The organism is Paenibacillus validus NBRC 15382 (genome assembly GCF_004000985.1).
Lineage (GTDB): Bacteria > Bacillota > Bacilli > Paenibacillales > NBRC-103111 > Paenibacillus_G > Paenibacillus_G validus.
The window spans coordinates 13,622-28,033 of sequence record NZ_BIMH01000053.1 but is presented as its reverse complement, the minus strand read 5'-3'; the positions used below and the strand labels follow the sequence as shown (position 1 = coordinate 28,033).

Below are 14,412 nucleotides of genomic sequence, written 5' to 3'. Positions count from 1 at the left end.
GAGGTATGTATGCAAACAAAAGCTATGGTAACACGCAATCAAGGCGAATTTAGTATGGAACAAGTTACGCTGCATGAGCCGAAGGCGGAGGAGGTATTGGTTCGAATTACTGCTGTCGGTATGTGTCATACCGACCTGAGTGTCAAAGATGGTTTTATTCCTTGTCCGTTACCGATCGTTTTGGGGCATGAAGGTGCGGGCGTGGTGGAACGAGTCGGGTCATCGGTGCAAGGAATTGAGCCAGGGGACCATGTCGTGTTATCTTATAGCTCTTGTGGAAGATGTGATGCTTGTCTACAAGGTAAACCTGCCGGATGTGTGCATTTTGCCATGTTGAACTTTGGTGGAATCATGCCGGATGGTACGAAACGGATTGAACAAAGCGGCCAGGAAATCTCCACGTTTTTCGGGCAATCCTCTTTTTCAGAATATACGGTCATCCATTACCGAAACGTTATTAAAGTCCCTAAAGATGTCCCGTTAGAAATCCTTGCTCCGCTTGGATGCGGTATCTCGGCCGGCAGTGGTGCGGTGCTCAATAAACTGCAACCGGAACCTGGTTCAAGCCTGGCTGTTTTCGGTTGTGGAGCTGTCGGATTAAGCGCCTTAATGGCGGCGAAAGTCAAAGGATGCACAACCATTATTGCAATCGACATTAATAATGACCGCTTAGAATTAGCGAAAGAACTTGGAGCCACACATACAATAAACAGTACAGATGTCGATAATGTTGTTCAAAAGGTCACGGAGATTTCTAATGGAGGCGTAAAGTATGCGGTCGAAACCAGTGGTGTTCCGCAAGTTTTAAGACAGGCGGTTGACAGCATCAAACCGCTCGGAACGACGGCGGTTGTAGGTGCACCACCATTCGGGACAAATGTGGAATTGGATCACTTCGGCCTCATTTCAGAAAAAACCATTGCAGGGGTTACGATGGGGAGCTCAGTACCGCAGCTTTTTATTCCCGAATTGATTGAGTTGTATAAACAAGGACTGTTCCCGTATGACAAACTCATTACGATCTACGCTTTTGATGAAATTAATCAAGCTGCGGAAGACTCCAAAAAAGGCAATACAATCAAACCGGTCTTGCGTGTTTCCGGCCTAAACTAGCAAAAAAGCAGGTGGAATACCTTTGGGGATATTCTGGAAAATATTTAAGAATTCAGCTGGAGGAGGAAATCGGTTGAACATGCCAACGGAGCAAGTCGATTTGTGGATTAATAATTCCGGAGTGTCAACCCATGATTATTTCGAAATATATGACCCCGGACGTCTCAATCATTTGGTAGCCAGAGTCGCGAAAGGAAGTGTTCAAGACGCCAATAATGCGGTTATTGCCGCTCACCATGCATTCCTGTCCTGGCGAAGACTCGATTTGAGTGAAAGGATTCAAGCCGTGTTTGCAGCTGCTAAAGCATTGGAACAATCAATTCCAGAGTTGAGTCCTTTATTGACGAGAGAGCATGGAGGATTATTGGGTGAATCTCAAATGGATTTTGGTTTTGGAGTAGGAGCAGCCCAGTTTACTGCGGGAATTGCCGAATCTTATCTCGTTCCAGAAGTGATTGAAGATGAAAACTGCCGGATTGAAATCGAGAAAATCCCGAGGGGTGTTGTGGTTGCCATCGTTCCTTGGAACTTTCCGATCGTTCTGACCATGATGAAACTTGCACCTGCGCTGGTAACCGGGAACACGTTGGTGGTGAAGCCGTCACCGTTTGCACCGGCAGCGATTACGCAGGCTTTGAAGAAAATGGCCTCCGTATTGCCTCCTGGAGTGATCAATGTTGTGAATGGGGACGGAGATGTTGGCGCGACTCTCACTCATCATCCGCTGGTGAGGAAAATTTCTTTCACCGGTGGTACGGAAACGGCAAAACATGTGATGGCTGATGCCGGGTCCACAATCAAAAACATTACTTTGGAGCTCGGGGGGAATGATCCGGCTATCATTTTGGACGATGTAAATCCAGCCGAGATCATGCCGAGGCTGGTGAAGGGGATTTTTACTAGATCGGGACAAATATGCTTTTCGGTAAAGCGGGTTTATGTGTCTCAGGGTATGTATGACAAATTTTTCGATATGATGTGCCAGGTCGTTGATGAAATTAAAGTTGGGCATGGATTGGATGAACGTTCAACCATGGGGCCGGTGGTCAATCGTGGTCAGTATAATTTTGTAAAAGATTTGATTCAGCATACCAAAGCAAGCAATGCTGTAGTCCGGGAATTGGGGCAAAAGCTGCAACCGGAAGAATGGGATAACGGTTACTACCTGCTTCCGACTGTTGTGCGTGACATCAATCACTCAGCAAAATTGGCATGTTGTGAACAGTTTGGGCCCGTGATTCCTTTAATCCCTTATCAATCCTTGGATCAAGCTATTGAGATGGCCAATGATAGCGAATTTGGTCTATGTTCTTCGGTTTGGTCATCAGATGTAAACCGTGCTGTCAAAGTCGCCCGCCAGATCGAAGCAGGCAGCACGTTTATTAACAGTCACAGTTTGGAATCGCTTGACGTCCGGATGCCTTTCGGCGGGATTAAACAAAGCGGAATCGGTCGAGAGTTTACCGAGTTGAGTTTGGCAGACTATATTGAACATCACGGCATACGTTATATGAAGTGATTGCGATTCGCTCTTGTGTTACGACCTGTTGATGCTCGGTAATTACAGACAGATTTCATCCTGATCTGTCTGTTTTACGCATCAACATAAAAAAAAGGAGATTAGAATGGCGAATCTACTATCTAATTTATTCAAAAAATCACGAGGACCGTTATTCGTCAATCTGCAACCAAGCGGTGAGCGTTTTTCGGTGCAGCCCAAAGATACATTATTGCAAGCTGCCTTGTCCGCAGGGGTGCCTTTCCCGCATGACTGCAGGGTTGGGACTTGTGCCACTTGTAAATGCCTTTTAGTTGAAGGGAAAGTTAAAGCGATTATGGACTTTTCCTACACGTTAAGCAGGGAAGAAATGGAACAGGGTTATATCCTTGCCTGTCAAGCAATGGTCAAAAGTGATCTTACGGTTGCACTTGACCGTCCTTTGGAAGGCCCACAACATACCGTAAAATCGATTTGCGGTGTGATTCGCAAAAGCGAACAGTTGACACACGATATTCTGAAAATCACGATTGAACTGGACGAAAGCATCATTTACGAAGCTGGACAATATGCGGATCTGTCGGTACCAAGCCTAAGTGAACCCCGATCCTATTCGTTTGCAGATGCTCCGAACGAGCAGGGACAGACAACAATCAGTTTTTTTATTCGTCATGTGGTGAATGGGGAAATGACCGGCTGGTTGCACGCTGCGGACCGAACAGGCGTCAAAGTGAGTATTACCGGTCCCTACGGGTCTTTCTATCTCCGTCCTTCCGATCAATCGATTGTCTGCATTGCTGGCGGTAGTGGCTTGGCACCGTTAAAAGCGATTTTGGAGAAAATCTTCAAGATGGGAGGAAACATTCCGGTGTTATTTTTGTTCGGGGCACGTACGCAGCGAGATCTGTACTGTCTTGATGTAATTAACGAATTCAGCTCATCTTGGAATGCGCCTTTCCATTTCGTTCCGGTATTGTCGGAAGAGCCGGCCGATAGTGATTGGTCAGGTGCCCGCGGACTTGTCACCGAACACATCAAAGATCTTCCGGAAATTCGAGTTGCGAATAGTAAAGCCTATCTGTGTGGCCCCCCCGGAATGATTGACGCAGCAATAAGTAAGCTAAATGAAGGTGGCGTTACTGGAGAACATATCTTTTTTGACAAATTTCTGGATCGATATCATGTGGAGAAAAAAATGCATCATTCTGATTGATAAATTTCTGGCTTCAGGATATTCTTCGGGGGATTTCAACTTGAGAAGACATTTATTTGATAGAAAGGGGAATGATCTGTGTTAGATCATGTCAGGTATTACATCGCCAATTTTTATGTGATGTTGGGGATAGCGGGTCTGCTTCTCGGTGGTCATTGGGTGTGGCTGGGGTCACTCGGAGTGCTTGTGGCTGTTCTTATCGGTGACATGATTTTGGGTGAGGATACGAATATTCGAAATTTAAAGTATCCCTGGATCGCTGATCTTGCATTGTACTTGCATGTGCCTCTAACCATAGTTCTTTATGGTGTCTTTGCATGGCGCTTGCAAATTGGATTTGGTTCGCTGCCGAATTTGTCGGAGCTGGTTTTATACGGCGGTTCAATTCTATCCGTTGCCCTGCTTAGTGCATTTCCCAATCTGCCGATATTACATGAGCTTATGCATCGAAGACACTGGTTTCCCCGCGCATTAAACAGTATTGGAGGTACTTTCTTTGGTGATCCCAATAGTGATATAGCTCATATTCATGTTCACCATGTTCATGTAGGGACTCCCAAGGATTCGGATACCCCTTACCGGGGGGAAACGGTTTATCACTTTGTGTTCCGTGCTACATGGGGAAGGTATAAGGAAGGGTTTAAGATTGAGCGGGAACGTCTCCGGAGAAAAGGGCATTCGATATGGCATGGGAGTAGTCGAATTCTATGGGCTGTTTTGATGCTTGCAATTGTAATAGGATATTTCTATTGGATGGCTGGTCTGACTGGTTTAGTCGTTGTTATCATTACGTTGTTTATTGCAAAACTCACTATTGAAGCATTTAACTATACACAGCATTATGGATTGATTCGGATCGAAGGTAAACCCTTTGAGAGCCGCCATACTTGGGAACATGATACATTCTTCGTACGGGCCGGAGCGGTAGAAATCACAACGCATTCGGATCATCATAAGGATCCGTACATGCCTTTCTATGAACTGAAACCAAGTGATGCCCCAAAGATGCCGAGTATCGTACTCTGTTTCCTGGCATCGCTTATTCCTTCTTTTTGGTTTAAAAAAATCGTAATACCCCGAATCAAGTATTGGGACCAACATTTGGCAAGTCCCGAGGAGAGGATAATGGCTTCGAAAGCAAATCGCAGAGCAGGGTGGCCCGACTTTGCCCAAGAAAACATGGAAAAGTATTCCGTTTGAGCCTTATATCAGGTGTTATGCAACTTTCCGTCTCCAATCCATGTTATGAGGTCAATCAGACCACCTGGTTGACCTCTTTTCATGAAGTGTTCGCACGATATTAAGTCATCCGGGTGAACGTTGTCGTTCTTTTGAGAGCTTGATCCCCGTGCGGCTATTATTCTCACCCATGTTCAAATCCATAAGTTTTAAGCACAAGGAGGATCAACCCGCTACTATGAAATACTTATCCAAGCTGATGACGATTGTTTTAACTTTCTTTATACTTGCGCCGCTTATCTGGATAGTCGGCCTGTACTACTATGAAGCGCTCGAAAGTATTTCCGAAGTGGGTCTCATTTTGCTTCACCCGCCCCTCATCATTTTTATAGCTGTGAACATCGGAACCGTTGTTATTGTTCTCCGTCGACAAATCAGGCGGATCTCGGCCTATATGGAGCATCAACATCCCGACCAATTGGAGCCAGCCCAGAAAAGCATCGCTTTCATCCCTAAATTTTTTGTCGCGGGCGTCCTCGTTTATAGCCTTGTAGGTCCTCATTCAGCGTTACTGGGGCAAGATTTTATTAACCGCCAAGAGTATTGGTTTTCTGTTCTGTTGGCTCTCCCCATCATCTCGATTTACTCCATCTCTTTCTTTGCTTTTTTGGTGGTTACTCTTGAGAGATGGGTCAGTCTTGTTCCGGTAAATACCCGCTACAGATCTGTGTCATTAAAATTCAAATTGACCTTGAATGTTCTGGTCACTTGTCTCGGCATTATGATTCTGTTTATGGTTGTTAATATCAATGGTGTATACAATCAGCATTTGACGAACCAATCAACCAAGGTTGTCCACTGGAATATGGTGGCTGCAGCCAGTGTGCTCATTGCGGTTTCCCTCAATATGTATGCTTTGTTTGCCTCTATCACCGTTCCGGTCAATGTACTGCGTCAAAAGATTCACGAACTGGCCGAAAACGGCGGGGATTTGACCCGGGAAATCTCCTTGAATGTCCGGGACGACTTGGGCGAGCTGGGACGCTCCGTCAATTTGCTGCTCGCCAATATTCGACCGATTATCCGGAAAGTACAGACGGTTTCCGAAGCTGTGGAGAAAGCCTCCTCCTCCTTGGCAAGGAGCGCAGCCAGTACCGCCGGACAGAGCCGTCAGATCACAGAATCGATGAAGATCGTCAATTCGGCGACTCTGACCCAGCAGTCTGCTGTAGAGGAAACGCTGACGGCCGTTGAGCAAATGTCGAGTGGTATTTTTCAAATTGCTGAATCTTCCGGGCTGGTATCTGATTCTTCGACAGAGGTGTATGAGGAAGCCCTGGCCGGACAGCGTACAATGAATGAACTGGCCTCACAAATGGATGTGATCTATCAATCGATGGAGCAAATTCAAACCGCCGTCACCCGGCAAAACGAGCAAATCAATCTGATAAACGGGATTGGAGCCCTGATATCCGACCTGGCCGGACAGACCAATCTGCTATCCCTGAACGCCTCCATTGAAGCGGCCCGTGCGGGTGAAGTAGGGAGGGGGTTTGCGGTCGTGGCCGGCGAAATTCGCAAGCTGGCCGAACAATCAGGACAATCTGTGCAGAAAATCAGCCAACTCGTGCAGGAAATACAAGCCCAATCGGATCATGTCACACTGGAAACCCGCCAAGGCAAGGTGGAAGTAGAGAACGGGAAGCAGGAGATGACTGTGATGGAGCAGCGTTTCCATTCCATCACGCACAGTATCGAATCCGTGCGCAAGCAGATTCTGGAGGTCACCTCCACTGCGGAGCAGATGTCCGCGGGTGCTGAGGAAGTGACAGCCACGGTTAACCAGCTGTCGCACTACGCCCAAATTACTTCGGGTCACTCCCAGAAGGTCACGGAGGCCACTACCGAACAAATCCACGCGATGGAAGACATCTCGACTTCAACCGTGCAGCTTAGCGAATTGTCGCAGGAGCTAAATGATACCATTTTAAAGTTTAAGGCATAGCGCGCCTCATCAAGAAAACAAGCAGGATGTAGTAGACTTATTTGGTTTCGTAAAAGAAGGGGGTGATTCGCATTCGGACAACGGTCATGTATTCGGTGTTGTTGATCTTAATTTGGGGAACCGCCTTTTCTGTTATTAAAATTGGTTTGGAGTACGTTCCTCCCATTCTTTTCTCCGGTATTCGCACGATACTAGGAGGTCTATTTCTCCTGGCGATCGCCCTTAATCGAGGAGGGAAAGCGGATTTTCGAAAGAATGGGAAGATATTCGGCATATCTGCGTTTTTCAACGTGGTATTATTTATCGGCCTGCAAACGTTTGCTGTCGCTTATTTGACATCGGGATTGGCCGCTGTATTGATTTATATGCAGCCCATTATTGTCGGAATTCTTGCGAAATACTGGCTCAAAGAATCGCTTTCTCCCTTAAAGTTAGCAGGATTAATGCTGGGATTTCTTGGCGTTATCGTGATCAGTATGGCGGGAATATCTAACGGGGAAATCTTTGTTACAGGAATTTGCATGGGTCTGGCTTCCGCATGTGCATGGGCGATTGGTACGGTGTATTTGAAAAATGTGCAGGATACCGTAGATATCCCTTGGTTATTGGCCGCTCAGTTTACTTTCGGGGGACTGGTTCTGATTGTGGCGGGTTTGTTTTTCGAAAACTGGTCGGCCATCGAATGGACGATTTCCTTTGGGGTCAGTCTGCTTTATACATCAGTAATCGGTATCATGGTATCGTGGATGCTTTGGTTAAAACTGATCCATTCGGGTGATGCGACCGTGGCGTCCGCTTATACCTTTGGAGTGCCTCTTGTTTCGATTGCCGCCGGTATCCTGTATTTGGATGAAAAAATCAGTTTTACCTTGTTCCTGGGATCGGCCCTCATCGTAGTAGGGATCTATTTGGTAAACCGCAGAAAATCGCTAAAAACCGAATCAACAACCTAAGTATTTTATCGCTAATATGTTATATATAATAACAATTAAATAACATAGAAGTGGTTGAGATTTGTGATTAACAACATGGAGGGGAACGCGAAATATGAGTCTAGCTAAGATTCCTGAGATTGAGTTGGATCAGGTGAGCATGCGTTATGCATCGGGTGTATCTGATGTCTTAGCCCTAAAAGAGGTAAGTTTGGACATCAGAAAGGGAGAGTTCGTCTCCCTCCTGGGTCCTTCCGGTTGCGGTAAAACAACGCTTTTGCGAATTATGGCAGATTTGCTTCAACCGACCAGCGGCAAGATCAAGGTGGGCGGAAAATCGGTTAGCAAGACTTTCCAGCATGAGCAATCACAGATGATTTCTGAATCTGATTACATAATCTCGCACGTACCTAGTAACTTTTTGAAGAGACACCCCTAAATTATCCGCATCCGTCTCTATAATGCACTCATTTCTCTTCTCAGAAACACCATAAATAATCGAGTTTCATCGGACATTTTCAAGTCAGGATTATAAATCAATCTGATCTCTATTTTGGCTGGTTCGCAATCAAGGGGCAGGCGAATTAGTTCTCCATCTTCCAGTTCCTTTTGAATGCCGAAAGCAGGGGTTGCTGCAATCCCGATTCCTCGTTTAACCACCTCAACTAATGTTCGGTAATCCTCTAGTTGCAGTACGACATTATATTGCTGAATGCCTATCTTCTTTAGGGATTCATTGATCATCCTGGAATGACTGGAAGTATTCACCCCGCCGACAAAAGAATACTTCTCTAGTTCCACCGGTTGAATGCTTTTCCTCGAGGCCAATTCATGGCTTGGGCCTACCACTAATTCGATATTTTCATAAGTAAGAATCTCGGAATATAATCCCTCTATTTTTCCCAATGTCATCAATAAACCCAAATCTGCTTTTCCCTCCATCAACTGATGGATAATCATTTCCTGAGTATGGCTGTACATAATAATGCGAAAGTCAGGATGGGTTCTGGAAAATGTAGCCAAATAGGACGGGAATAAGTTGTTAGCAATACTACGTTGGACGGCAACAGTGACTTCTCTTTGTTCCCCTTGCAACTTTTGTAAATGTTTTTCTACCAGATTCGTCTTTGAGGTAATTTCCAACGCATAGGAATAAAAAATCTCACCGGCTTCCGTAAGCGATGCTTTTCGGCCGGGTTCACGGGTAAACAGTTTCTTTCCTAGTTCTTGCTCCAGGGACTGAATATGAGCTGTAATGGCGGGTTGGGAGATATTTAGTTTTCTGGCGGCTGCATTGAAGCCGCCAGATTCAATGACAGATTTAAAGATTCTGAGACGATGTATGGAAGATTCAAGCAAAATTAGTCATCCTTTCCCTGGTCAAACTAATAATCTATAGGTTATGGGTTATAGTCAAAAAATGTATTGTTTTACATATAAGTATCCCTATATAATCAAATTGTCGCAATATTATTATAATAAAAAATTATACAAATAATCAAACACAAAAGGAGAAAGCTCTATGAGTATTTACTTAGGTGTGGACATTGGCGGGACCTTTACCGATCTTATTGCCTTCGATGAAAGCTCCGGAGAATTGTTTCACGCAAAAAGACCGACTACCTATTTTGACCTGGTCCAGGGGATTCTGGATTGCATCGATAAGAGCGGTGTAGATATCAGCCATACCGATAATATCGTCCACGGATCGACCATTGCTATTAACACAGTGATTGAAAAAACAGGTGCCAGGACAGCGCTGCTGACGACAAAAGGAACACGGGATGTTTACAGCATCGGAAGAGGCAGCCGGCCAGAGGCTTACAATCTATTTTTTCACCGTCCTCGTCCGGTAGTGCCAAGGCACCTTACCTTTGAAGTGTCGGGACGTATGCTTGCCAATGGGGAAGAGTTAACTCCGATTGATAGAGGAGAGATAAAAGCGCTTTGTGAACAATTGAAGGAACAAGGGATTGAGGCCATCGCGGTTTGTTTTCTGCACTCCTATGCAAATCCAGCACATGAGAAAATGGTAGGTGAAATACTTCGGGAGAACTTACCTAATTGTTACGTATCGCTTTCCCATGAAATCCTGCGTGAATACCGCGAGTACGAGAGAACTTCCACCACGGTGTTGAACTCATATGTTGGACCGAAGGTAAGTCGTTACATCAATGAGCTTCACGCGAAAACAAATGATAGCGGTTTCAAGGGGTCCCTATCCATTATGCAGTCCAATGGAGGGATTATGTCCCCTCAAACGGCGGGTGCAAAGCCGGTAAATATGATGGAATCCGGTCCGGTGGGCGGAATCATTGCTTCTGCGGAAATTGGGAAATCGCTAGGTTATACCAATGTGATTGCTTTTGATATGGGGGGGACAACAGCTAAAGCCAGCTTGATTAAAGACGGGGAAGCCAGCATGACCGAAATGTACTACATTGGCGGAAGTGCAAGCGGCCAACCCGTGATGATTCCGGTAGTGGATGTGGTTGAGGTAGGTACAGGTGGTGGAAGTATCGCTTGGATTGATGAAGTAGGTACGTTGAAAGTTGGACCACAAAGTGCAGGTTCAGATCCTGCACCGATCTGTTACGGTAAGGGTGGAACGGAACCAACGTTCACGGATGCGAATGTGATCTTGGGACGTATTGGCGCCGCTGACTTTCTCGGAGGAGATATGCCGCTAGATAAAGAGTCAGCCGTGAAAGGCCTGCAGACCCAAATTGCCGAACCGCTTCATATCGATACTATTCGTGCAGCGAACGCCATCTTTCAAATTGCCATCAACAATATGTCTTTAGCAGTAAGGGAAGTGTCTGTGGAAAAGGGGTACGATCCGCGGGAGTTCGTGTTAGTCGCTTCCGGTGGTGCGGGACCACTCAGTGCTGTTGCGGTAGCACGTGAACTGCATATCCCAAAGGTGATTATCCCACGATTCCCTGCCCACTTCTCGGCGATTGGGATGCTGCTAACGGATCAAAAGCATGACTTTGTTCGTACTTATTTCCGTCAGCTGGAAGAGGTGGATTTTAATGCACTGTTAACTATTCACCATGAAATGGTGGAGGAAGCACGGCAACTGTTGGAGGAGGAATCCATTTCTGCAAAAGAAGTGGATTACCAGGCGTATCTCGATATCCGTTATGTAGGCCAAGAGTTTACCCTATTGGTTCCAATAGATGAAGAAACATTACGTAAGGAAGATATTGCCGCAATCCGCACCGCATATGATGACATTCATGATAAGAGATTCGGACACAAGGCACCGAATGAGCCGGTCGAAATGGTCAACATCCGCTTGACGGTAACCGGCGAGAGAAGCAAACCACAATTTCCAGCATTACAGAAGCGCAATAGTAATCCACAACCGTTATACCGTCCTGTCTATTTTGATGATTTGAGTCAAGCGTTTCATTGCCCGGTATATGACAGGGAAAGCTTGCCGCCTGGATATGAATTTGCAGGTCCTGCATTGATTCAAGAATACGCTTCCACAACGGTTATCTACGAAGGAGATGTTTGCAAAGTTAGTGACACAGGTGAATTAATTGTTTCGCTGGGAGGAATCAAAAATGAGTAATTTACTGATAAAGACATTGGATCCTGTAACCTTAGAAGTCATCGGAAATGCTTTACCGGCGATTTCCAATGAAATGTCGGCTGATTTGCAACGCGCATCCTACAACATGATGGTCTATGAGGTGAAAGATTATTGCTGTGCTTTGATCGATAAGCAAGGTCGGCTGATTTCACAAAATCTGGGTGGGGTATCCCATTTTGTCGCTGACCTAGGCGTAATTATTAAGGATGGAATGAAGAAATACGGGGAAGAAGGATTTAAACCCGGAGATGTTCTGATTACGAACCATCAGGCTGTTGCGGGGCAGCACCTGAATAACATTGTTATTTATACTCCGTTTTTCTTTAAGGGTGAGCTCGTCTGCTTTGCCATGGTAAGGGCTCATTGGATGGATGTAGGAGGCTTAAGCACAGGATTTGGCGGAGGAGTCAGGATCACCGATCCCTGGATGGAAGGGCTGCAGCTCGATCAGCTGAAAATTTATGAGTCCGGTGAAGTGAATCCAACCCTATTGCAAATTCTCAAGGACAACATTCGTTTTCCAGAATCCTCATTGGGCGATATGAGAGCGCAAATTGCCGCATGTAGATTGGCCGAGAGAAGATTGGATGAACTGATTGCAAAATATGGACATGAAACCTTTCTGCAATATGTAGAGGCGATTTTTGCCAAAACCGAAGAGAAATGCAGAAAAATTGTGGCCAAAATCCCGGATGGGGTCTATGAAGCGGAATCCTTCATGGACGACGATGGATTTAACTTGGATGAGCCTGTTCGTATCCATGCCCGTGTTACGGTCAGTGGGGAAGAAATGACCATCGATTTATCTGGATGCTCTGAACAGCGCAAGGGAGCGATCAATGGACGTACTTTGGCGGGTGCTATGGTAGCTTATAAAGGATTGACCGCACCATTGGATCCGGTTAATGAGGGTTCCTTCGGAGCGCTTAAGGTAATCATTCCGGAAGGCAATGTGATGATGGCGAAATACCCTGCACCCATGGCGAAGTGGAGTATTATTCTTCCCACCGTGATTGACACCGTTCTGACCGCTTTGGCACCTGCCTTGCCGGACCAGATCCCTGCTGCACATATGGGGAATTTGGGAGGGTCAATTACCTGCTTCGGAGCCGATCCTCGTACCGGCAAACGTTTTGTGCTGCAGAGCATCGAAGGTGGTGGTTGGGGAGGAAGACCGCATGAAGATGGAGAATCGGCTTCCGTCTCCGTATGCCAGGGAGATGTACGCAACGCACCCATTGAAAGTATTGAACTCAAAGCACCTGTGATCGTCGAAGAGCGCAGTTTGCGGATGGATTCCGCTGGTCCCGGCAAGAATCGCGGAGGTTGCGGATTGGACGTAAAAGTACGAAACCTGGTGGAAGTTCAATGGAGCCTCTCCCAGGCCCGACGCCGTAACGTTCCACCGTGGGGATTGTGGGGGGGGAAAAGCGGCGCCATCTCTGATTATTTGCTGAAACTGCCACATGAAGAAGAATGGGCTAGTGTGGATGTGGCACGCCATACCGTTCCACCTGAAACGCAGGTCATCATCCGTACCTCTGGAGGAGGAGGCTGGGGTAACCCACTGGAAAGAGATCCGGAAAAAGTACGTTGGGATGTAAGGGAAGGATTGGTTTCCCTAAAAGCAGCCAAAGAGGAATATGGCGTTGTGTTAAATGCTGATTTAGCCATAGATATGGAGCAGACCAATCTCTTGCGTCAGGAGAGGAATGCATAGATGGCTGATCATTCGCGTGCACAAGCGTTCTTAACCAAAATGAAAGATTTGGACCTTGATTATCTTGTGGCTTACTTTGATGGAATTCATTCATTTCTAGAACCCAACCTGGTTTTTCTGCTTACTGGATTTAAGTCCATTGGAGAGAGCATGGTTTTACTGCAATCTAACGGGTTAACAACCCTGATCACAACGCCATTCTGGGATGCCGAACGAGCGAAAACGAATTCGAATGTATCAACCATTCTGCCAACGGATGATCTAATCAATACCTTTAAAGGATTCATGGAATTGGCCAAAGCAGGGCCCGACAAGATCGGTTTTATTGGGCTTACAAGCATTAGGCAATCCAGCTATTGTGAATTGTCCTCTTATTTCAAAAATCGACTCCATCTGTTAGATGAACATTTTGTTGATTTCACTGCATGCAAAACGGAAAGCGAATTGATAAAAGCTAGAAAGGCAACCTGGATCGCTGAACGAGGATATGAAAAAATGCTAGAGATCGCAAGGCCTGGAATGTATGACTATCAACTGGCCGGTGAAATTGAAAGTTTTATGAAATCCCTCGGAGCAGACGATAACTTTTTTCTCATGAGTGCTTCGTCTCATAATCACGCGGTACGTCCGCCAGGACGGCACAGGTTGGAAAAGGGAGATATTATACTGGCTGAAATTTCACCAAGTTACGAAGGCCAGTTCACTCAAATCTGCCGCAGTGTGGTACTGGGAGATCAGAACCGTGACCCATTGCTCGAGAGTTATCATTTGCTCGTCACTGCTTTGGAGAGGGGAATCGCCATAGCGAAACCCGGAGAGAAATTATCAAATGTGGTTCAAGCGATCAATGAGCCGCTTGAAGAGGCAGGATATGGACAATATTGCAGGCCTCCCTATATGCGGGTCCGCGGCCATGGGTTGGGATTAAGTTCTTTTCAACCAGGTGATGTGAGTGAAGCGAACCACACCGTGCTGCAGGAGGGGATGTTCTTCGTCATTCACCCCAATCAATATATTCCGGAAACTGGTTACCTGCTATGTGGTGAGCCCGTACTGATTACTTCCACCGGATCACAGGTTTTAACAAAGAGGAAACCTTCACTGGATATTATTGCTGTGTAAGATAAACGTTTGGAAAAAATGAAACT

At 46.0% G+C, this 14,412-nt stretch carries 11 protein-coding genes; 10 read left to right on the top strand and 1 reads right to left on the bottom strand.

The window, feature by feature from the left end; all coding sequences use genetic code 11:
- From PVA01S_RS22900 to PVA01S_RS22870, 7 genes are all read left to right on the top strand, one after another.
- A partial coding sequence (locus PVA01S_RS22900) for an NAD(P)-dependent alcohol dehydrogenase (RefSeq protein WP_307720696.1) occupies nt 1-1,113 on the top strand: 1,113 nt, incomplete at its 5' end.
- A 79-nt stretch (nt 1,114-1,192) separates the two neighbouring features.
- Entirely contained in the window at nt 1,193-2,632 is a 1,440-nt protein-coding gene (locus tag PVA01S_RS22895) for an aldehyde dehydrogenase family protein (RefSeq protein WP_127609844.1), read from the top strand.
- Nucleotides 2,633-2,738: 106 nt separating this feature from the next.
- Complete coding sequence (locus tag PVA01S_RS22890; protein ID WP_127609842.1) at nt 2,739-3,824, top strand: 2Fe-2S iron-sulfur cluster-binding protein; 1,086 nt, start codon at nt 2,739-2,741, stop codon at nt 3,822-3,824.
- 78 nt (nt 3,825-3,902) lie between these two features.
- Nucleotides 3,903-5,024, top strand: a complete 1,122-nt coding sequence (locus PVA01S_RS22885) for an alkane 1-monooxygenase (protein ID WP_127609840.1) — start codon at nt 3,903-3,905, stop codon at nt 5,022-5,024.
- 148 nt (nt 5,025-5,172) lie between these two features.
- A complete protein-coding gene (locus PVA01S_RS22880) occupies nt 5,173-7,008 on the top strand; it encodes a methyl-accepting chemotaxis protein (protein WP_127609838.1) in 1,836 nt (611 codons plus the stop codon).
- Between the two features lie 62 nt (nt 7,009-7,070).
- Nucleotides 7,071-7,961: a DMT family transporter gene (locus tag PVA01S_RS22875; protein WP_164751940.1), complete on the top strand. Its 891-nt coding sequence runs from the start codon at nt 7,071-7,073 to the stop codon at nt 7,959-7,961.
- Between the two features lie 94 nt (nt 7,962-8,055).
- Nucleotides 8,056-8,379 carry an ATP-binding cassette domain-containing protein gene (locus tag PVA01S_RS22870; protein ID WP_127609834.1) on the top strand — a complete coding sequence of 108 codons (324 nt, stop codon included), beginning with the start codon at nt 8,056-8,058 and terminating at the stop codon, nt 8,377-8,379.
- Between the two features lie 17 nt (nt 8,380-8,396).
- Here the strand turns inward: PVA01S_RS22870 and PVA01S_RS22865 are convergent, their stop codons facing one another.
- Nucleotides 8,397-9,299: a LysR family transcriptional regulator gene (locus PVA01S_RS22865; protein ID WP_127609832.1), complete on the bottom strand. Its 903-nt coding sequence runs from the start codon at nt 9,297-9,299 to the stop codon at nt 8,397-8,399.
- Nucleotides 9,300-9,462: 163 nt separating this feature from the next.
- On the opposite strand from PVA01S_RS22865, the gene PVA01S_RS22860 reads away from it, so the two are divergent.
- The 3 genes from PVA01S_RS22860 to PVA01S_RS22850 are packed head-to-tail and all read left to right on the top strand — an operon-like array spanning nt 9,463 to nt 14,386.
- Entirely contained in the window at nt 9,463-11,523 is a 2,061-nt protein-coding gene (locus tag PVA01S_RS22860; protein ID WP_127609830.1) for a hydantoinase/oxoprolinase family protein, read from the top strand.
- A complete protein-coding gene (locus tag PVA01S_RS22855) occupies nt 11,516-13,264 on the top strand; it encodes a hydantoinase B/oxoprolinase family protein (protein WP_127609828.1) in 1,749 nt (582 codons plus the stop codon). The genes PVA01S_RS22860 and PVA01S_RS22855 overlap by 8 nt, the downstream gene beginning before the upstream one ends.
- Nucleotides 13,265-14,386, top strand: coding sequence for a M24 family metallopeptidase (locus tag PVA01S_RS22850; RefSeq protein ID WP_127609826.1), 1,122 nt, complete (start codon nt 13,265-13,267; stop codon nt 14,384-14,386).
- Nucleotides 14,387-14,412: the final 26 nt, after the last annotated feature.

Excerpts from the sequence above, each read along its gene's own strand:
- PVA01S_RS22895 (WP_127609844.1), top strand. The coding sequence starts at position 1,193 with ATGCCAACGGAGCAAGTCGATTTGTGGATTAATAATTCCGGAGTGTCA.
- PVA01S_RS22890 (WP_127609842.1), top strand. The coding sequence starts at position 2,739 with ATGGCGAATCTACTATCTAATTTATTCAAAAAATCACGAGGACCGTTA.
- PVA01S_RS22870 (WP_127609834.1), top strand. The coding sequence starts at position 8,056 with ATGAGTCTAGCTAAGATTCCTGAGATTGAGTTGGATCAGGTGAGCATG.
- PVA01S_RS22860 (WP_127609830.1), top strand. The coding sequence starts at position 9,463 with ATGAGTATTTACTTAGGTGTGGACATTGGCGGGACCTTTACCGATCTT.
- PVA01S_RS22855 (WP_127609828.1), top strand. The coding sequence starts at position 11,516 with ATGAGTAATTTACTGATAAAGACATTGGATCCTGTAACCTTAGAAGTC.
- PVA01S_RS22850 (WP_127609826.1), top strand. The coding sequence starts at position 13,265 with ATGGCTGATCATTCGCGTGCACAAGCGTTCTTAACCAAAATGAAAGAT.